Annotated in this window: 19 protein-coding genes and 1 pseudogene; 17 read left to right on the forward strand and 3 right to left on the reverse strand. The window is 36.3% G+C overall.

Annotated elements, in window-relative coordinates:
* Positions 1–20: 20 nt before the first annotated feature.
* Positions 21–1,307, forward strand: a pseudogene (locus tag J7E66_RS04350) (reverse transcriptase domain-containing protein); the annotation flags it as partial.
* 590 nt (positions 1,308–1,897) lie between these two features.
* Positions 1,898–2,452 carry a reverse transcriptase domain-containing protein gene (locus tag J7E66_RS04355; protein ID WP_374103825.1) on the forward strand — a complete coding sequence of 185 codons (555 nt, stop codon included), beginning with the start codon at positions 1,898–1,900 and terminating at the stop codon, positions 2,450–2,452.
* Between the two features lie 62 nt (positions 2,453–2,514).
* Here J7E66_RS04355 and xerA read toward each other — a convergent pair whose 3' ends face one another.
* Complete coding sequence (xerA, locus tag J7E66_RS04360; protein ID WP_214998197.1) at positions 2,515–3,477, reverse strand: site-specific tyrosine recombinase/integron integrase; 963 nt, start codon at positions 3,475–3,477, stop codon at positions 2,515–2,517.
* Positions 3,467–5,392 carry a tyrosine-type recombinase/integrase gene (locus tag J7E66_RS04365; protein WP_214998198.1) on the reverse strand — a complete coding sequence of 642 codons (1,926 nt, stop codon included), beginning with the start codon at positions 5,390–5,392 and terminating at the stop codon, positions 3,467–3,469. The genes xerA and J7E66_RS04365 overlap by 11 nt, the downstream gene beginning before the upstream one ends.
* A gap of 43 nt (positions 5,393–5,435) precedes the next feature.
* On the opposite strand from J7E66_RS04365, the gene J7E66_RS04370 reads away from it, so the two are divergent.
* The 15 genes from J7E66_RS04370 to J7E66_RS04440 all read left to right on the forward strand — a co-directional run bounded on the left by J7E66_RS04370 (position 5,436) and on the right by J7E66_RS04440 (position 20,423).
* Entirely contained in the window at positions 5,436–6,761 is a 1,326-nt protein-coding gene (locus tag J7E66_RS04370; RefSeq protein ID WP_214998199.1) for a reverse transcriptase domain-containing protein, read from the forward strand.
* Between the two features lie 511 nt (positions 6,762–7,272).
* The gene (locus J7E66_RS04375) at positions 7,273–7,866 is read left to right on the forward strand and encodes a GNAT family N-acetyltransferase (protein WP_214998200.1); all 594 of its coding nucleotides are present in this window, start codon (positions 7,273–7,275) and stop codon (positions 7,864–7,866) included.
* Positions 7,867–8,926: 1,060 nt separating this feature from the next.
* Positions 8,927–9,322 (forward strand): IS200/IS605 family transposase, encoded by a 396-nt coding sequence (tnpA, locus tag J7E66_RS32755; protein ID WP_214998201.1) that lies wholly within the window; start codon positions 8,927–8,929, stop codon positions 9,320–9,322.
* 145 nt (positions 9,323–9,467) lie between these two features.
* Entirely contained in the window at positions 9,468–10,568 is a 1,101-nt protein-coding gene (locus tag J7E66_RS04385) for a hypothetical protein (protein ID WP_214998202.1), read from the forward strand.
* 22 nt (positions 10,569–10,590) lie between these two features.
* Positions 10,591–10,920: a CagC family type IV secretion system protein gene (locus J7E66_RS04390; RefSeq protein ID WP_308162460.1), complete on the forward strand. Its 330-nt coding sequence runs from the start codon at positions 10,591–10,593 to the stop codon at positions 10,918–10,920.
* 14 nt (positions 10,921–10,934) lie between these two features.
* A complete protein-coding gene (locus J7E66_RS04395) occupies positions 10,935–11,333 on the forward strand; it encodes a hypothetical protein (RefSeq protein WP_214998203.1) in 399 nt (132 codons plus the stop codon).
* Positions 11,326–11,985 (forward strand): TrsD/TraD family conjugative transfer protein, encoded by a 660-nt coding sequence (gene trsD, locus J7E66_RS04400; protein ID WP_214998204.1) that lies wholly within the window; start codon positions 11,326–11,328, stop codon positions 11,983–11,985. Before J7E66_RS04395 ends, trsD begins: the two co-directional genes overlap by 8 nt.
* A 21-nt stretch (positions 11,986–12,006) precedes the next feature.
* Positions 12,007–13,980 (forward strand): VirB4 family type IV secretion system protein, encoded by a 1,974-nt coding sequence (locus J7E66_RS04405; RefSeq protein ID WP_214998205.1) that lies wholly within the window; start codon positions 12,007–12,009, stop codon positions 13,978–13,980.
* A 12-nt stretch (positions 13,981–13,992) separates the two neighbouring features.
* Positions 13,993–15,336 carry a type VII secretion protein EssB/YukC gene (locus J7E66_RS04410; RefSeq protein ID WP_214998206.1) on the forward strand — a complete coding sequence of 448 codons (1,344 nt, stop codon included), beginning with the start codon at positions 13,993–13,995 and terminating at the stop codon, positions 15,334–15,336.
* A 5-nt stretch (positions 15,337–15,341) separates the two neighbouring features.
* A complete protein-coding gene (locus J7E66_RS04415) occupies positions 15,342–16,397 on the forward strand; it encodes a bifunctional lytic transglycosylase/C40 family peptidase (RefSeq protein WP_214998207.1) in 1,056 nt (351 codons plus the stop codon).
* A 12-nt stretch (positions 16,398–16,409) separates the two neighbouring features.
* Positions 16,410–17,006: a hypothetical protein gene (locus tag J7E66_RS04420; protein ID WP_214998208.1), complete on the forward strand. Its 597-nt coding sequence runs from the start codon at positions 16,410–16,412 to the stop codon at positions 17,004–17,006.
* Positions 17,007–17,047: 41 nt separating this feature from the next.
* Entirely contained in the window at positions 17,048–17,482 is a 435-nt protein-coding gene (locus J7E66_RS04425; RefSeq protein WP_214998209.1) for a hypothetical protein, read from the forward strand.
* 1 nt (position 17,483) lies between these two features.
* Positions 17,484–19,079 carry a VirD4-like conjugal transfer protein, CD1115 family gene (locus tag J7E66_RS04430; RefSeq protein WP_214998210.1) on the forward strand — a complete coding sequence of 532 codons (1,596 nt, stop codon included), beginning with the start codon at positions 17,484–17,486 and terminating at the stop codon, positions 19,077–19,079.
* On the forward strand, positions 19,076–19,567 hold the full coding sequence (locus J7E66_RS04435; protein ID WP_214714024.1) for a hypothetical protein: 492 nt from the start codon (positions 19,076–19,078) through the stop codon (positions 19,565–19,567). The genes J7E66_RS04430 and J7E66_RS04435 overlap by 4 nt, the downstream gene beginning before the upstream one ends.
* A 13-nt stretch (positions 19,568–19,580) precedes the next feature.
* Positions 19,581–20,423 (forward strand): conjugal transfer protein TrbL family protein, encoded by an 843-nt coding sequence (locus tag J7E66_RS04440; RefSeq protein ID WP_214998211.1) that lies wholly within the window; start codon positions 19,581–19,583, stop codon positions 20,421–20,423.
* Between the two features lie 107 nt (positions 20,424–20,530).
* Here J7E66_RS04440 and J7E66_RS04445 read toward each other — a convergent pair whose 3' ends face one another.
* Complete coding sequence (locus J7E66_RS04445) at positions 20,531–20,725, reverse strand: IDEAL domain-containing protein (RefSeq protein WP_214998212.1); 195 nt, start codon at positions 20,723–20,725, stop codon at positions 20,531–20,533.
* Between the last annotated feature and the right edge of the window lie 86 nt (positions 20,726–20,811).

Consider the following 20,811-nt stretch of genomic DNA (forward strand, 5'->3'; position numbering starts at 1 on the left):
TAATTACTTTCTTTGCATAAGGGGGGATACTCAGTCCCTTATTAGCTAACGTCAACCTAAATGAGTTTGATTGGTGGATAAGTGACCAATGGGAAACAGCGAAAACCCGACATAGCTTCAAATATAAAAACAAAGAAGGTAGAACAGGTAGAGACAACAGAGCCTTGAAGAAAACAAAGTTGAAGCCAATGTACATTGTACGTTACGTAGATGATTTCAAAATCTTCACAGCCACACGAAGCAACGCAGAGAAAATATTTAAAGCTGTGCAAATGTGGCTAGAAGAGCGCCTAAAGTTGCCAATCTCAAAAGAGAAATCAAAGGTAACAAACTTAAAGAAGCAAAAGAGTGAATTCTTAGGGTTCACGCTTAAAGCAACTAAAAAAGGCAAAACAAAAACAGGTGCAACAAAGTACGTGGCGGAAACACACATGTCCCAAAAAGCAATAAAAACAGCGAAAGCGAAACTAGCTGAGCAAATTAAAAAGATACAAAAAACCCCCAACAGCTCAAACTGCATTAAGGAAATCGCAAAGTACAACAGCATGATAATTGGGATACATAATTATTATGAAATCGCTACGCATTTGAACCTAGACTTGAAAAGAGTAGGTTACGAACTACAGAAACAAATGTACAACCGATTTCCAAAAAGCAAGCCGAACGACAAGTATACAAATGGTTTTACTAGATATGGGGAATATAGGGGCAAAGACAAAGGGATAGTGAAGTATACTAAACGAGAGAACAGATACATTCGATACCTCATGAAAAGTCCAATACTTCATCTCGCCGATGTTAGAAATAAAAATCCAATGATGAAACGTAATGCCATCAACAAGTACACTGAAGAAGGACGAAAGTTAATTCATAAGAACCTAACAAACGTATCCGAAACAGAACTTAAATGGTTACGAGAACACCCTATACTAATAGGTAGAGCGACGGTAGAATACAACGACAATCGCTTGTCGCTTTATGTGGCTCAGAACGGAAAATGTTCGGTAACTGGCGAGCAGTTAGATTTATTAGACATGCGTTGTCATCATAAAATACCGTGGCATATAACACGTGATGACAGCTACCAAAACCTAACGTTAATCAAATCAGACGTTCACAAGCTGATACACGCAACAAAAACAGCAACAATAAGGGCTCTCCGGAAAAAACTAAATCTGAATAAAATAGCCATTGAAAAGCTGGATAAATTAAGAGTGTTAGTGGGGAACAATTGTATCAATGAAAAAGAAAATAATTTAGATATTTTCAACAATGAAGTTAGATATGAACAACTAACGTTGTTCTAAATACAAAATAGAAAAATCATAAGGTCCAGAGGAAAAATCATGATTGAATGATAAAGAAAACATAATTTTTCGAGGGAGCGCCGTGTGAGATGAAAGTCTCACGCACGGTGTGGGACGAGGGAAAACTAAAAAGAGAATGGAACTCGCAAGAGTTTTACACTTAGTAGGTTACCTATCGTTATTACGGGTCTAAAGTTACAAACAATAGGAAACTATTGTCTCATCTTACGATGAGGTGAGTGATGTGGAGTAAAAATTGCCTCTCTGAAACACGTTATACCGAACAATGGCGGTATCCAGCTCACAGGCTTACAGGAAGCACCTAAGTTTAGAATAGATAGCTAGGTTATAAGGTACTTGGAAAGTAAGGAACGTTGATTGAAGGGCTGTCACCCGAAACGGTTGCTATAAGTATTATGGCGAAATGCATTTGTCCTTATGAGGGTAGGGGTACGACTAACGAAGCCTCGGTAATAGAGGTGGAGGAACAGCCCCAAGTCTAGCGATAGTTAATGATTATTTTTCAAACGTGCATTGCACCGGTCGGGTAAGAACGTGGGAACATCGCTTCAAAAAGGAATGATGCCACAGTGCAAGCTCTACGATTTTGGGATTATTACGACATGACCGACACCTTTACAGACTTACATCAACGAGCCAAAAATAAAGAAAAATTCCATTACCTTTACGACATCATCACGTCGAGGAATAACATTTTATTAGCATATCGCACAATCAAGTCAAATAAAGGGTCGAAGACCCCAGGTTCAGATGGGAAAACCATCTTAGATATTGAGAAATGGACCGAGAACGAATTAATTGAAGAAATACAAAAGCAGCTCAAGAATTATCGTCCTAAGAAAGTAAGACGGAAACTAATAGAAAAAGATAATGGCAAAATGCGACCGCTAGGCATTCCATGTATACTCGATAGAATAATTCAACAGTGTTTTAAACAAGTGCTAGAGCCAATTGCGGAGGCTCATTTTTACAATCATAGTTACGGATTTAGACCTCTACGGTCTACCCACCATGCTATGGCAAGAGTTCAATTTCTCGTTAACCATTCGAAACTTCATTACGTTGTAGATATTGATATTAAAGGTTTTAGCGACATTAATTTAGGACGGAATAAAGCCGTTTAGGTAAGTAAGTAACTAAAATCCTTCTATATTCTAGCTTATTCGCAGTATTGCTGTTTATTTCGTTATGATCCTGTTCGAGCACCGTAAGGTGTCTGAAAAGAACTGATGGAATCTCCCTTTAATCCCATGATAGTCCGCATTTTACGCATTGGGTGCTGCTTTGAAAGTTCTTTTAAGTCTGTAATTGTAATGTGTAAATAAATTTGAGTTGTGGATAAACTTTTATGCCCAAGTAACTTTTGAATGGACACCAAATGAGCCCCCTCTTGAAGAAGATGGGTAGCACAGGTATGCCGCAATTTATGTGGAGTCACTTTTTTCTGGATTTTAGCTGTTTCTGCATATTTTTTGACCATGTATTGAATTGCGCGTGGAGTAAGTGCCCCTCCTTTTTTGCTTACAAAGAGTTCTGAAATCTTACTAGTTCTGGAAACCAAGTACTCTTCAAGGGCTTCCTCAACAATGGAATCAAGTGGGACGTACCGTTCACGACCTCCTTTTCCACAAATAAGAATCCGTTTTTCAGTGAAACTGATATCTATTAATCTTAAAGAGCAGATTTCACTAACGCGCAAGCCAGCGGAATACATCAACGTAAGAATAACCCGATCACGCCGTCCAAGAATTGTCGTAGTATCTGGTTGTGAGAGAATATCTTGCATTTCCTTGTTTTCAAGGACGTCTGGAAGGCGCTTTGGTGTATCCAGTAATTTCGGCCACTTTTTACGTTGATCTTGTTTTGAATCTAGCAATTCCATCAGGATAAGAAAGTCAATAAAGGCAGAAAGAGTAGCCAACTTCCGTCCGACCGCAGCTGAGGCATTGTTTCGTTCAATGCGAAGATAACGAATATAATCCACAACTAATTTAGCTTTTGAGGGATTATCCACATGTGGATAATGAACAGCACAAAAAGTATGAAATACTTTTAGGTCAATGGCATAAGCTTCAGCTGTTTTTGGACGGCAACCTCGAACCATTTGTGAATATTCTAGAAAGTCTTGAATCGTAGATTCATTCATCATTTGTATGATCTCCTGACAATGGTGGGATATTTTTACGTAACAAGCTCACTGCTTTTCTAAGATCTTCAAAATCTGAATGAGCATAGGTACTTGTTTCAGCTAATGTCTTGTGTCCTAAAGCCTTTGCGATAACTTCAATTCTCCCACCACGTTGAATGAGGTGAGTTGTAAAAGTGTGACGAATTGTATGTGGGCTCACAGGTTTTTGTATTTTTGCGATTTCTGAATAGTGACGAATACGTCTAGTTACAGTCCAAGGTTTTATCCGCGAGCCCTGAAGATTTAATAAGAATGGACCAGATTTTTCCTTGCGATATAATCCAAGATATTGCTTGAAGTCATTCAAAGCAGCTTTTGGAATGGCAACTTGTCTGTCACGCTCTTTACCCTCACGAACATGAACCCATCCCTTTTTCACATCAACGTCTTCAATATTAAGGTTACTAAGTTCACCTACACGAAGACCAGTAGTGTATAGAACAAGAAGAGTCATATAGTCAGTAAAACCTTCTTGAGTAGAACGGTCAGGTGCGGATAGTAAAGACAGCATTTCATCTTCTGTTAAATAAGATTGTTCTTTTGATTGTTTTGGAACTATTTTCAACGCCTCCATTGGGTTGTCCGATCTCCAACCACGATCCATGGCATAGGAAATAAAAGACCGAAGGTGGGACAAGTTTTTATCTATGGTACATTGAGAAATCCCAGCCTGTCTACGAGAGCTCAACCAGCGAATTACGTCCACACCTCGCAATGATTCAATGCCATTTTCAATACAGTTAGGACAACCAATAGCAAATCGAGTTAGGCTATAACGGAATTCCTTTATTGTGCCTTTTGTGTATTTATTCATCCCATTTGCCGTTCGTAGAAACTCCTCAATCTGTTCCTCTAACTTTCCGATAAGGGGTTCAACTAAAGGCAAAGTGACAGTGTATTGCCGCCGTAACGTATTCATCGGTTTCTTTGAATTTTTATCCATTGATTTGAGCTTCGGCTGCTTCGAAATTGCCAATTCATTAATGGGATGAGATTCAATCGTAGTTGCAATCTCAGGGTTTTGTATTCTTGCATAATGTAGTGTTGTAGTAATTTTCTTATGACCGAGCCAATCTTTTATTTGTACAATGTTTCCCCCTTGTTGAAAGAGGTGTGTGGCACAGGTATGCCGTAACTGATGTGGTCGTAATGGTTTGATCCACATTTCAGAGTAAGATTTAAAGGTAACCCCAATTAAATTATTGTTCATTGCTTCTTTTCTCCAGGTAAGAAACAGTGGGGCATCTACATCCAAGTCCTTACGCGTGGCTAGATATTCTTGAAGCAATTCTAGAACCTCCCCAATAAGAGGTACTCGTCGATCCTTACGTCCTTTACCGGCTCGGATACAAAGCACCCGTTCTTCCCAAATGACATCACGGAGAAGAAGATTAGCAGCTTCCCCAGCTCGAATGCCGGTGGCATAAATAAGGGAGAACAAGGCTAAATTTCGTTTTCGTATGGGATCAAACTGACGCCTATTTAAACTGGAATTAATTTGTCTTCTTAACTCTTTAATGCAATCTTGAATTTCCTCTAAAGAAGCTATTTCAGGTAGTTCCTGATGAGCATCTAGATTAGTATAAGACAAATGGGAGCTAGGATTGTCCATTCGATACTCCTGTTGTTGGTAGTAGGTAAAAAAAGTACGAATCTGACTAATTATAAGATTTCGGTAACCGAGGGATTTACCATCTGTTCGTTCGATACAATAGTTTTCAAGATCGCCAAGTGTAACAGTATCGAAGTTAAGAGATCGATCTTCTAGATGTTTAATTAGCTTCTTCAATCCCCTCCAAGAACTTAAAACAACCTTAGGGGTATATCCCTGGATTACAGTCTGATATTCACGATATGTTTCAATAATAGAATCCATAATAATTTCTCCTCTAAAATATATTACAAGATCTTTCGACCTTATGGACAATTTATTTATAGTTCTATCTTATATCGCTAAACGCGGTTTTTTTGACAATATTAATCATACGTTGCTGGTTAAACAACTGTGGAATCTAGGCGTTCGAGACAGACAAGTTATTGCTTGTTTATCTAAAATGTTGAAAGCCGAGGTAGATGGAGAGGGCATTCCGACAAAAGGATCGCCGCAAGGCGGCTTACTCTCACCGCTGCTTTCGAACATTGCGCTAAATGAATTGGACCAATGGGTGGCGAATCAATGGGAACTATTCCCCCTTCACAAATCATTCAAGACTAGGGAAGGTGAACTTCTAGCAAAAAAGCGTACTCACTTAAAAGAAGGTTATTTAGTACGTTACGCAGATGACTTCAAAATACTGTGTAGAGATTGGAAAACAGCAGAGAAATGGTATCACGCAGTAAAGCTATTTTTAAAGGAACGTCTAAAACTTGATATTTCACCAGAAAAATCGAAGATTATTAATCTACGTAAACATGAATCTGTTTTTCTTGGATTCGCCATACGCGCAAACCGTAAAGGTAAAAAACGAGTAGCTCACACTTTCGTTCGAACTGAGAAAATACAGAAAATAAAAGCTGAAGCGAAGAAACGAATCGATATACTACGTTCCTCACCAACAGCCCAAAATGCTTTACTCTTTAATAGTTTTGTCTTAGGGCTACATAATTACTTTAACAGAGCGACACACGTCAACTTAGCGTTCTCACGTCTTGCCTATGAAATACGTGCAATGATGTACAATCGTCTTAAGCCTATCGGGAAATATGCACATCCAACGAATCCACCTCCAACCTATAAGAAATTTTATAGCGTGGGATTCAAGACCTATGAAATTGCTGGTATTCACCTTTTTCCTCTCGCGAGCGTTCAGACAAAAAACGTTATTAGCTTCACACAAAGTCTAACACCATTCACGGTGAAAGGTCGTGCGCATATTCATAAGAATTTGCATAAGAATATCAAGCAAGAAATAGCTTTATTGATGGAATCGAACATCCCGACACGCAGTGTCGAATATATGGATAATCGAATTAGTCGATACAGTATGAAGAAAGGAAACTGTGAAATCACAGGATTATTCCTCCAAGCACACGATGTGCACTGTCATCACTATATTCCTATACAATCCGGTGGAAGTGACAAGTTTCATAACCTACGCATCCTACATAAAGATGTACATAAACTTATCCATATGACAGATACAGTTAAGATGAATATACTCATGAAAAACTTGGGGATCACAGAACCGATGCTACAGAAAATTAATAAATATCGGGAAAAATGTGAATTAGAACGAATTAAATAACCCAGGTCAACAAGAGTAACTTGAAACTTATAATTAACAAGACCATCGTTAGATGGACCGCGGAATGCTTGGAAACTGGCACGTTCCGTGCGGAGCAGGGGAAAAGCCGGAGATAACCTCAAACGCTTACCTATTGCTAACGGTTAGTTGAAGAACTGCTGTGAATAGAGGAAATTAGTTTCGAATATTGAAAATATTGATATAGATTTAAAAAAATGGTATACTTATAGTACGAATTTTTTAAATCTTTTTCATTTTTAACATATAAGACATACGCAGATTCGAGTCTTTAGACAGTGCTTAAAGAGCTATTCTTTGAGCCGTTCTAAAGGCTTTTTTGTTGTTCCTGCAAGTTTGAACGCTAACTTTAGTAAAGAAAAAAATCATTAAATTATTGGAGGTGATGGAATGAAGCTGACCTTGCAAAGGCTGTAAAGGAATGTGTTGTGGTGCCATACCTAACTCAAAATGTACGAAAGAAAATTCGATTTAAAAAGGAGACAGTATTTCTATGATAATTGAAACAGATGTATCTCTAGAAGGAAATTCAATTTCACTTATTCCTCTCGAGGTGAAGCATAAGGAACAATTATTTGAAGCATTAAAAAGCCCTGAAGTATGGAAATATTCCTGGCGAAAAGTTACCACAGTGGAGGATATAGAGAAAATATTAATGATAGCTGTTAACAATAAAAAAAACGGGAAACATATACCTTTTATTGTTAAGGATAATCTGAAAGGTCAAGTAATAGGGACAACTCAAATTTGTGGTATTGATAAAGTAAATCGTAATGTGGAAATAGGTTGGACTTGGCTTTCACCAAAAGTTTGGAGAACAAAGGTAAACACAGAATGTAAATTATTATTACTTAAGTATTGCTTCGAAGAACTAAAGGTCATTCGTGTCCAATTAGCAGTTAGTGGAGAAAACTTACGTTCACAAAAAGCAGTTGAACGAATTGGAGCCACAAAAGAGGGAACTTTTCGTAAACATAGAGTAAAGGCAGACGGTACCATTCACGACAATATATTTTACAGTATTATTGATGATGAATGGGGGTCAGTAAAAGAAAGATTAATTTATTTATTAGAGAAAGCATACTGATTGTCTTACCTCTTCTTTTTTAATCATTCTTCTATTGGGAAGATGCGTATTACGTTTAACCATCAACTTGATTGTGAAGGGTTGTACTCAAACTAACGGGTGCTTTAGTTGAACAAGACATTACTCAAGGCCAATCTAAAATTGGTCTTTTTTCTTTGATGAATAATCAACAATAAATTAACAGAGCCCTTTTGAAAAAACTGTTTCATTTAGGTACACCCGAATGAGACCTCCGGCAGCTCACGGCAGAAATATATTTATAGTGTCTCAATTAAATGCCTCAAAACTCGGGATAATATTCTAGTAATTTTTATATAAAAGGGCAAATGACAAATGAAAAAGGGGGATGCCAGGGTTTCAACTACTGAGTAAAAATATAATATAAAAACATAATTTGTAATAAAATCAAAACATATATCATCATATACATTAATATATAATTTATTATTAAAATCATCTCTAATTTTATTGTTTACTACAACAGATAAGTGGTTAATACAATTTATAGTTCTTTCTTGAGAAGGGATCTTAAAAAAACATAAATTCCGATTGTTATGTAAAAAAGTACTGGCCCTTTAATAACTTAACAAGATGATTACGAATCATAATGAAAGAAGAATAGGTAAATAGAAAAACTCTAACCAAATCGCGGTTAGAGTTTTTGTCTATATAGCATTCAGCCAGGATTTTTGCCGATTTCAAATACTGTAATTATTCCAAAATTCGCCAACCTGAAGGTCCAGAAATAAGTCACCTGAAGGTGACGAGAGCTAATAAAGGTTGGTAGCTATTAAAAGTAAAACGAATAGAAATAGACAGAAGTAAGAAAAAAGGTTGTTAAAAAGTAATACCGAAACCATAAGACTTAAGTCTGCTAAAGCTAACAACTATTGTTGGGCGTTTTTACCATATTCAATGCTAATGACTCATTTTTAATATAGTTTTAAGATAGTACTATCTGAATATATCGAAAATAGTAAATTTTTGTTAAAATATAAATAGAACAAATATTCGCACTATGTAACAATATCATATAAGGGAGTTGAGAGAAAAAATACATATGTATGAGATTGATTCAAACAAATACCACGTGAGTTGTTTGCAATATCATATTGCATTTTTTACAAATAATTACATAGTGCTAGAGAAAGAGGAAATAGACTTTATAAAGTCCTATTTTAGAAACGCCTCCACTCGTCATGAATTTAAAATCGTGGGAATGGAGATCCATGGGTACAGCGTTAGACTAGTTATCAATTGCAAAACGACTCATTACATACCCAATCTCATGAAAGCTCTAAAAGGTGGAACAGCAAGGTTTTTATATAAGGAGTTTCCGGAAACAAAAATAAAAAAGGGTGGTAGTCTGTGGGATCAAAGATATTTTATCTCAACTGACAATCGGCTGCTAGATAACTTGGTACAGGACTACAAGGATGAAAAAAGCCTTTCTTAATAAGGAAGAATCCAATATAAGTCGGGGTTAAACTTCAATAAGAACAGTATTGAATCATAACTTTATGAAGTTATCCTTTTTCAAACATGACCAATTTTTATAGACCCTTTATAGCATCAGTTTTGACCAGAAAGGGGATTATCTTTTGAGAAACGATTCTATCGAAAGATCCGTTAATGATTCCATGCTCACTATCGCCGATTACATTTTGCAAATGATCGAACAGACTAAAAGGCAACAAGAATTAGATATAAAAAGGCTCGTGGTTGGCAATGACCTTTCATTATTGAAGGAAGAGAGGGAAGAAGCTGAGTACGAACTGTATTACGCTTTAATAAAAGAACGGCAGCCAGATCTATTTCAAGTAAACGGAGACTTGGTAGAATCCTTTCCGGTCGAAAAAGATAAAAGTTTTCTTCAGATTTTTCATAAAAATGGTCAATTTTATGGTGTTTATAAACATGAGTCCAAAGAAGCTCACAAAGTCACTCATGTTTTTCAATCCAAAGAGGAAGTGCTTAGGAGCACGTTGGGAACCTACGAATTCGAAAAGTTCCGAGGGCAATCGTTCTTTCTTTCGAAAGACGGGAAGGTTTTTTCTCTTCAAGATAATAAGCAATTTCGACTCAATTTAGTAAAACCTTATAAAACCCTATTATTTTATGAAAGTATTGAACAAGCTCGAACCTTTGTTGTTAAAGAAGAACTGAAAATCGATCCGAAATTAAGGATACAATCTCTTCGTAGAACATTAGAGGAACATCATATTCCCTCTGATCTTATAGGGAAGACTGTCACGTTAAACAGTATATCCAAAGATCATGAAGACGTTAGAATCTCCTTTGAAGAGGATGAAAAAGAAAGGTACATCAGGTTACCTGACCTTGCTGAAAAATGGATGGAAAGAGTAAGAAACAATCAAAGAAGCCAAGTAGCGTTTGATGAACTTATCATGGATAGTCGTTCGATTGGAGAAGGTTTTCTTGCTTTTTATGGAATTGAGATAAATAAAGAGCTTCAAACAAGACAGCATGATTTTGAAGTGATTTCAAATACAGAAGGTTCGTACATTGGGAAGTTAAGTGGGAATGGTAGGGTAAAGAAACTATCACCTTACTTTTCTGAAGAGGAAGCAAAGAAACAATTAGAAAAATTGACTAATTATATTCAATTAGAAAAACAGAATGAAAGATACATAGGTAAAGAATCTGGTCCGACCATCGAATTCATGGGTAGATGTGAGTAATAATAAAGGGGGAAGAGGAATAGTGAAAACACTAAAAAAATTACAACCAATACTTTTGTTTGCAGCTCTTATGGTAGGACTCTATCTCATACCGGAGCATGCTTTTGCTGCTGGGGAGGTTGAGGCGAAGGTGAAGGAAGGGCTAAAACAAATACAAGCATTTTTAACTGGCATTGTGGTGATCGTTGGTATCTGCGTGGGTGTCTGGATTATCATTAAAAAATTACCTGGCGTAGACGATCCGCATACGAAAAATGAAATGTTCCGAGGGGTAGGAATGGCACTTGCAGGGGTCGGGTTAGCATCGGCTCTTGTATGGATTGTTCCTTGGGTATATGGGTTATTCGCTTAATCGAGGTGGTAAGGATGACTACTAAAGATGATGTGAAAGAAATACTTAAAGAATTATTAGGACAAGAAGATAAACGGAAGGGGAAAACGTTTGTTTTCCCTGACAATGTAAACCGATCTTATAACATAGTGAAAGGTTTATCGATTGGAAACTTTTTTAAATTTATTTTGCCGGCAGTTGTCATTGCAGCAGGAATCCTTCTTATTCCACCCTACTCATTAGGGTTTATGATGGTCAAAATGTTCTTTGTAGCATTGTTGCTATTAAGCTCTTTTACTTTTGCTGTTTTACGTCCCATTACATCTCGTCCAAATATAACCTACAGTAGCTATTTGAAACTAATTTTTAATTACAACAGTAGACAGAAGTTGTTCTTTATGAAACCGAATAAAAGGGATGATTTCCATGGCTAACAATAAAAAGAAAATGGATAAAACCGAGTTTGACTATGAAGTGGACACCCTTGTAAAAAAGGGTCAAAGAACGATTCAAGATCTAAGCGTGATAGAAGGTATATATAAGGATTATGTACTTTTGAAAAATGGGTACTTAACTTCCATTTTGCAAGTAAGTGGTATCAATATGGATTTATTAGCTGAGTATGAACAGAATCGCTTATTTGAAGACTATGGATCACTTTTAATGAGCCAAGTCCACGATCAAATACAAACCATCTCAATGACTGTTCCCGTGGATTTGAGATCGTACAACTTAGGTTGGAAAAAACGATATCTTCAAGAACTTGAAAATAAAGAGAATGCCGGAAATGATTATAAGAGAAAATTAATCGCCTCATATATAGATCACTTCCAAGGTATCAGGGTTAAAGATGAAATGTCCACCAAACAACACTTTATTGTTATAAGGGAGAAAATGAACAAACGTACTTTTCAGGATTTAGAACGTGCGGAAAGTATTTTAACAAAAAAGGTGGAGGAAATATCAAACTCTTTACAATCTACTTTCGAGGCCTACGATATAGCGATAAGAAAATTATCTGAAAAAGATACGTTAACTCTGCTTTACCGATACTTTGATTTTGAAATGTCGAAACTTTACGTTTAACCACCCGGGAAGGAGAAAATCATGCCCTTTTCTTTAGCAACACTTTTTCCATTGAAAAAACGTGAAAATAAACAAGAAGAACAGATGCAACAAAGCCATCAAGACTTGCTATATGGGGTTTTAGAGACAGAAGAGCTTAATTCTATCTATCCCTTTGTTTGGAAGGAAAATAAGAGTTTCATAGAAAGTGGAGGAAACTTCATTAAAGTGCTGGCCATTGTTTCTTATCCTAAAGAGCAAAAAGGAAACTGGCTTTCTGACTTGAAACGCTTGAAGGGAAACATTTCTTTTGTCCAATATTTAGAGCCTGCTAACTCTGAGGGAATGATTAGTTATTACAATGACTCTATTAAAAATAAGGATGCTGAACTATTAAAAACAAGAGATCCAGCTACGCGTATCAGATTACAATCAGAACTTGATAGTGCCAGATACCAACTTAATCAGGTTTTAACCAACCGTTCTAACTTTATGTATCTCTACACGTACATTTTCATTCAAGCGATATCCCTAGAAGATTTAAAGACCTTAGAGGACAATGTCCAGAGGATTTGCACAAAATTAAGAATGAAAGCTTTAAACCCTCATTATGCTGCACCAATGGCTTTCTGGTCAGCTTTACCATTAGGCGATAATCAATTAAAAGATTATACCTATCAGATGTGCAACAGTGAAACAGCCTCTTCTTTTTTTCCATTTGATGATTCGGAAATTTGTTACCTATCCCCAAGGGCTCAAGTGGAAGGGATTAATAAGACAACCAATTCATTAGTAGCGATTGATTATTTAGATACGCATCGTACATTAAACCAAAACATGGTCGTTATCGGAACATCCGGCGTTGGTAAATCAACATTTATGGTTCAGAAGATTCTTCGCTGCTTCGCAATGGGAATCAAAGTGTATATCATTGATCCAGAAAGTGAATACTCCCATATCGTGAAAAGTCTCGGTGGAGAAGTGGTACACCTTAGCAGTAATAGTGCAACAAAGATCAATCCTTTGGAGATATTTTCAACAGAAATTACAGACACCGAAGATTTTAATACGGATGCAGAATTCGTCAGAGACCTTGTGAAACAGAAGGTCCAACGTCTTAAGGCGTTTTTTAAAGTTTTAAAAGCCGATTTAACACAGGTTGAATCTAGTATTTTAGACAAGACACTAACCCATCTTTATAATCGCTTTTCAATCAATGAAGAGATTGATTTTAAAAATCTGAAAGCCACTGATTATCCTACTCTTCAAGATTTTTACAATGATCTAGGGGAACTAAAGGAAAATGATATCGAACGGTATGAAAAAATCCAAGATTTTTATTTTATATTAGAAAGTTATGTTCATGGTTCAAACTCATTATTTAATGGTCACACGAATGTGAATATCAATAATTCCTTATTCTCCTTTAATTTAAAATCACTTCAAAATGAAGTAGATGTACAGGCAGCCTGTTACTTTAACATTTTCGGCTTTCTCTGGGACGAAGTAACAAAAACAAAGGATGAGTTAATTTATCTGTTTATTGATGAATTTCACTTCTTATCAAAAAATCCTGATTCTATGAGATTTTTCTATCAAGCGTATAAACGATTTAGGAAATACAATGCTGGAGCGATTGCAGGTACACAACAAATTATTGATGTTCTAGATACCACTGATAACCTGGGGGCAGCGATGATTGAAAACAGCCATACAAAAGTATTTTTTGGTCTAGACAATAAAGGGGTAGACGATGTAGTGAAAAAGATTAATCTATCCTTTTCTGATGAAGAGATTTCCTTATTACGTGCAAAACGACAAGGAGAAGCGTTAATTACATATGGATCTCAACGTGCTTTTATCAGGGTGGAGCTTACACAAGAAGAACTTCGTCTTTGGAATAAAAAACGATATTTTGAAAAGTATGGGTTGGATCCTGACGAAATCCCAGACTATGAAGCTAGGAACGAAATGACTCCGATTGAAAAAGAGGAAGTACAAAATTTTGTACTGTAAAGGAAGGACATAATGGTGAAAATCCAATTATTCGAATTCGGAACGTTATTTATTCATCAAAATAACCACTATCGTTTGGAAATACCTGCAAATAAGGTGTTGGCCGAAAGATCAGAAGATTTAAAAGATCTTCAAGAAGATTCACCTTATTTCTTTACTCTACGTGATATAAAAAAAGAAAACGATCGATTTATTCTCGACTATGTGATGGAGGAAGATTACCAATCACTCATTACAGCAAAAGAATATTCACGTGTACTGCGTCTGGCCTTAGTAAACGAGTTGTTGGAGATGGATCCGTTAAATAAAGTAAAAGAGATAGTATTGATTCATCCCAGAAACATTTTCTTTAAAGATATGAAAACACTAAAGTTCCTATATAGAAGCAATCAATGGTTACCCTATGATGACCATATAGAAAAGCTGGAACAGTACAAAATTTTAATTATCTCTATGTTTTCACGTTTCACCTTTGAAAAATATAAACGAGAAAAAAGTAATCTCTTAAAAAAGGAAAAAGATGAATTTCTATTTAGAATTGACAATGCTGAATCTGTTGAGGATTTGAAAGAATTGATTTCCAAGAGACTGCAGAAGGAAGAAACCAATCATTTCATCGGATTGGAAACGGAACAACAAAAAACCAAGAAGCATAAGAGGATCATAGCGGGTATATCGATTGGGATTTGTACTGCTGCCGTTGCAGTAGCTCTATTTATTAACCAATCAGCAGTAAATAGAATTAAATCGGTCCATGCGGTTGAACTTAAAAAAGCAGAACAAGAATCAACGTTTTATAAAATGCTCAGTGAAGAAAAACTCGATGAAGCCATTTCCTTTTTGAAAAAAAATAATGGCAGTAATAAGGAGATTGCGAATGTGTACCTTGAAAAGGGTGAGTATCAAAAGACAATTGATACCGATAAACGTTTAATTAAACCCACTGTGGAGGCCTTATATAAAGCGAATAAAAAGGATGAAATACTAGGGTTAAAAGCTGAAAGTGATTATTTGGAGATTGAAAAGAAAATACTAACATATGATTATAGCACTTTGTTATCGATGCAAGCATTTGCAAAAGATAAAGACCAACAGCTTCGTATGGGCAAAGCCTTTACAGAACATGGAGATCTTGAAGATGCTAAAAGTTTAAATGAAAAGCTGAAAAGCAAAGAGTTAGAGATCGCTATTAGAAAAAAAGAATTGGAAAATCAAGTTGCTACGTTAGAACAACAAATAAAAGAGATTAACGAAAACGTAAAACCAGAAGTCAAACAAAAAGAGCTTGATTTCAAAAACAGGGAACTTGAAAACGCGATAGCCGAGATAGAGAAAATTAATAAAGAATTGTGGTGAAATAAGTGGCAGCATTAGCCGCTGTTAAGGGGATTGTTTTTGTTGTTAGGAACTGGAAGGAAATCACAGTAGGAGTCGTTTTCGCTTTCATACTCATGGCCGGTTTGCTGCTGGGAATGAATACCTCTGAACAACAGCCGATTGATAACATTAATTCACCATTTGGCGCAGCTGATGTCCCGCCAAATATTGCACAATGGAGAGGATTAGTTAGTGAATATACGAGCAAATATGGAATAGCAGAATACACAGATTTCCTTCTAGCTCTTATGTATCAAGAATTAGGGAATTCTCAAACGTTAGATATTATGCAAAGTTCTGAATCTGCTGGGCTGCCACCGAACTCTATACAAGATCCTGTGATGTCCGTCAATTTTGGTGTTAAACATTTTAAATCAGTTTTACAACAAGGGCAAAAAACTGGAGTTGATTTTGCTGCTATCGTTCAATCTTATAATTTTGGTTCTGGTTACCTTAATTTTGTTGCCTCAAATGGAGGGAAACATTCAGTTGAATTAGCTCAATCGTTCTCCTTGAATCAATCTAGCAAACTAGGATGGAGCTGTTCGGATTGGAGAGCGCCTTACTGTTACGGCGACTTTACATATGTACAAAAAGTGATGGAAAATCTAATGCCTACCAGTATGGTTGTAGGTGGTGGAGATGTTTCTCCATTGGGGGAACAAGCATTTAATGTGATTATTTCTGAAGCACAAAAATATGTAGGTTGGCCTTATGTATGGGGAGGTGCACACCCTAATACAGGATTTGATTGCTCAGGCTTTACACAATGGACATTTGCTCAGGCTGGCATAAAGCTACCTCGAACAGCTCAGGAACAGTACGATGTATCTTCAAAAATCTCACCTGCTGAAGCTAAGCCCGGCGACTTTGTCTTTTATACTGGTACATATGAGACCGACAAATACATCACACATATAGGCATATACATGGGAAACGGAATAATGTTTGATTCAAATGGTTCAGGTATAGGAAACCATGACATTAATTCTCCTTACTGGCAATCCCATCTGGTTGGTTTTGGTAGAGTGATCCATTAGGAGGAAAACACCTTGATTAAAGTATTGGCTGTTCTGCTTGGAATATCTATTTTAGCAAATGTGATCTTGGGATTTATGTACATTGGTCAAAGAACAATGGTCACCCAAGCAGAGGAAATAAACAAAGAAACCAAAAAACAGATGGTTCAGTTAAAAAACGAATCGCATAAAAAGGAAAAAGCACTTACTACCTTTCAACAGAATGAAGCCTTTTATGAAATTGAACATAGTGAAGAGATTAAAAGTTTTGTAGATGGAACTTTTAGAGAATTATTTAATTACGATAACAAAAATTATGCTGCCCGTTTTGATCAGGTCCGCGATAAACTAGCAGAGTCCGTCATTTCAAAACTAAAAGCTTCTGGAGAAATGGGAAGTACACAAATTGAATTCAAAAATGAAGTGCAGGCTTTAAATGTCTATCTAAGTGCGGTTGAAAAGAACCAAGCAAAAGCTCTTGTAAACATGGAAACACAATACTCAGTGGGCGGAAGCCAATTCCCAAGAAAAAACCAAATGTATGAAGTAACGCTTGCTCAAAGCGGAGATAGATGGTTAGTTGATAAATTAGAGTTAATGGGATCTTTCGAACCCTTTGAAGAGAACTAGTTATGCAGTGATTAAAAGGTAATCCAAAAGGAGAGAAACCCATGAAAATGTTTGGACTACGCCTATTGTTAACGGTCTTTTTACTAATCCTTCTTGAACTAATCGTAATTAATATATCCGGAATTCTTCCGTTTATTGCAGCGCACCAGGATAATCTATCTGATGCTCCATATTTCGAATTTATAACGGATAACCTACTGCATCCGATTGAGAATTCAACTCACATGATTGAAGAGAAAAATCCTCTTTTCTTCTTAGGTAGTGGGGCAGTTATCCTATTATACTTCTATGCTGTTTTTTTTATGAAAGGTGCTAAAGGTAAATATCAGTTAGCAGACAAATACGGTGTTCATGGATCAAGTAGATTCGCTCACAAGCATGAAATATTTAAACATGGCGAGACAGTTAGGGTTCCAATAAAACAACTTATGAAAGATCTTGAAGCAAGTATGCTAGATACGAAAGGGGAGAAGTAAAATGGCTGTAAATTACATGGACAATAACGGAATCATAGCTGGTATTTTGAATCATGCGGTTATTGTCCAGCCTACAAATTCAAACCTTCCTAACAGAAATCACTTTGTAGCAGGTGGTCCAGGATCCTCCAAAACACAAGGGTATGTGGTAACGAATGTGTTACACGAAAAAGAGTGTTCCTTAGTCGTTACAGATCCCAAAGGTGAGGTCTATGAAATGACGTCTGAGGTTAAACGAAGGCAAGGCTATGAAGTACACGTGGTGAATTTTTCAGAAATGGAGTACTCAGATCGCTATAATCCTTTTGATTATGTTAGGGAGGAAATCCAAGCATCCACGGTAGCTAATGCGATTGTTGCTTCTAAAAATGACCCTAAACGAAAAGATTTTTGGTATAATGCTCAGTTTAGCTTGTTAAAAGCATTAATCCTGTATGCTGTTCACGAGTTGCCGCCTAATCAACGCAACATGAAAGGTGTTTTGGATTTTTTACAAGAGTTTGATCCAGAGGAAAGTAATGATGGTGCCAGTGAATTAGATGAGCAATTTTTAAGACTAGATAAATCGCATCCAGCAAGAAGAGCATATGAGTTAGGATTTAAAAAGTCCCAAGAAAAAACTAGAGCAAACATTATCATTTCTTTGCTGACGACAATAGGAGACTTTACTTCCAGTTCAGTTTCACGTTTTACGAGTTTCTCAGATTTTTTCTTAGGGGATGTAGGAAAAAGGAAAATGACTTTATATGTCATTATTCCTGTAATGGATTCTACATGGGAAGGCCTAATCAATTTGTTTTTTAATCAAATGTTTCAGGAGTTGTATAAAGTAGGTGCCCAAAACAGGGCAAAACTCCCTCATCCTGTGGTTTTTATCTTAGACGAATTCCCGAATTTAGGGAAGTTTCCGGACTATGAAAGGTTCTTAGCAACCTGTCGTGGGTACGGAATTGGTGTTCTTACGATTGTTCAAAACATAACTCAATTGCAAGAAAAATATGGGCGGGAACAAGCTGAATCCATTTTAGGTAACTGTGGAACAAAAATTTGCTTAGGAAATGTAAACGAAACAACCGCAAAATACTTTTCACAGTTAATGGGAAAAACAACCGCCAAAGTAGAAACGGGATCATCCACAGAATCAAAAGGGAAATCATCAAGTACTTCTTCTTCATCTAGTTACTCATATGCAGCACGGAACCTAATGAATGAAGATGAAATTCTAACCATGCATAAAGATGATTGCATTATTATCATTACTGGAAAACACCCAATAAAGGCGAAAAAGGCGTACCAATATCTCTTGTTTCCAAATATTACAAACTCATTTTATGTTAGTCAATTAGACTATCAAAATAGCCCTTCACAAGAGGTGTTACACTGGTTTGAAGAGAAAAAAGAGGAATACGAAGAATACATTGAATCGGATGAGTGGAAAGTAGCGTTACAAAAAGCGGAGATTGAATTGCATGAAAAACAAATAAAAAAAGCTGAGAAAGAGGCAGAAAAGCAAGAAGAGCTTGCCATGAGCTTTTTTTCTCAAATGAATTCAACTCCAAGCGTTAATCCATCAAAAGAGGGGAGCCCTTTAAATTGAAAAAAATAGCAATGCTTATACTTGTATTAATGGTAAGTACATTTCTTGCAGCATGTAATGGCAGTGGAAATCAATTTGATCCAAAGATTGAACAAGAAAAAGCAACAAAGGTAATGAATAGCGTTTTAACTTCCTTTAATGATGAAGAAAAGTTAGCTGAAGCAAAAACACGTGATGAAGCAAATCAAATTGCATGGGAGAAAATTAAGGGGAAAAATGCTAAGGCAATCTCTAAGGATCTAAGCGAAAAAGGTCAAAAACTACTATTATATATATTAACTGTAAACAAAGCGGAAGACCTACCAAACGGTGAAACAAAATCAAACTTATTATTTAGTCAAGGTGCGAAAGTAAAAAGTGTCAGTTTAAATGAAACTGAAAAAAAGTTCACTTTTGATATGGAACGTTACGAGATTGATCATAAATTAATCACCCTAGAGAAGCAGGAAGGTGTTTGGAAAATTGTAAAAGTTGAAGACCCTAAATAAGAGGTGAGTAAACTTGTTTAATTTTAAGGAGAAAATTGTTGAGGCTATTCAAGGGATGTTAGAAGACTTCATTGAATGGGCACTTCTAATGTGTAATGATTTGTTACTAAAACAAAATCCTGAAATTCAGTTCTTTACTACAGTCAATAATTTCTTGCTTGCCCTAACCTCAACAATAGCAGTAACCATTGTTTTATATAAGATCATCGAAGTCATGTCAAGGAACGCTGCAGGAGATGCCATTTCATACGGACCCGTTATTGTTAATACGTTAAAAAGTGCCTTGTTGATCCCTGCAATGCCCTTCATTCAGAAGATTTTGTTAGAACAGGTCGCCTATAACATGGGGAACTGGATGATTGGAGAAGGAAGTAAGGTTAGCAAGGAAAAAATCAATGATATGTTTGATCCAAATAACTTTGACACGCTCCATTTTCAGGGTGCTGCACTCCTTATCTTACTAGCCGTATTTGCAGTAGCATTTATAGCATTCTTGTTCTCAGTTGCAGTATTCCATGCAGACATCATGTTCCTATATTTACTATCTCCCTTGGCTTGTGTATCAGTCATTGCTGATGATAATGAATACTTGGGTGTTTGGTGGCGCGAATTATTAAGTCAGATTGTAACAATTATTGCGAAAATCTTCTTATTTGTTGTAGCACTAAGTATTTTAATCAATGAAAATATAACCTTTCTCAATTTTCTTTTACTTATGGGATGTTGTATTCTCCTTATTAAGAGTCCGTCGGTACTTCGTAATATGTGGTATTCATCGGGTTCTGGAAGAGGAATGATGGGGGCAATGGGAGGAACATCCAAGCTGGTAGCAAGAAGATTTCTATTAAAAAGATAAACGAAGGTGACTCCGAATCCAACAAACGGGTGCTGGTTTAGCTCAACAAGCAGTATAAAAGGATCTTCCACTGGAAGATCCTTTTGAGAGGATTACATAAAACAATTTTAAGAAACTTTCTTTAATTCCTCTGTTAATCGTAGGAATTCTGCTTTATTTTTGTCTCGTAAGGACAGGTCGATTTTCTTTTGAATTTTCTCTTTTCGGAAATCACGTAGGGATTTGTCTAACACCATTTCAGCAATTAGAGAATCCATGACATTTACTTCAGGTTGTGATGAATTAAGCAAATTCTTTTCCATAAGAAATCAACTCCTTGACCTTTTTTCTATTATACTAACTATTTTCGGACTATTCAAACATTTAAAATTGGTAATTTGAGAGAGCA

The sequence above is a fragment of the Bacillus sp. ISL-7 genome (assembly GCF_018613065.1).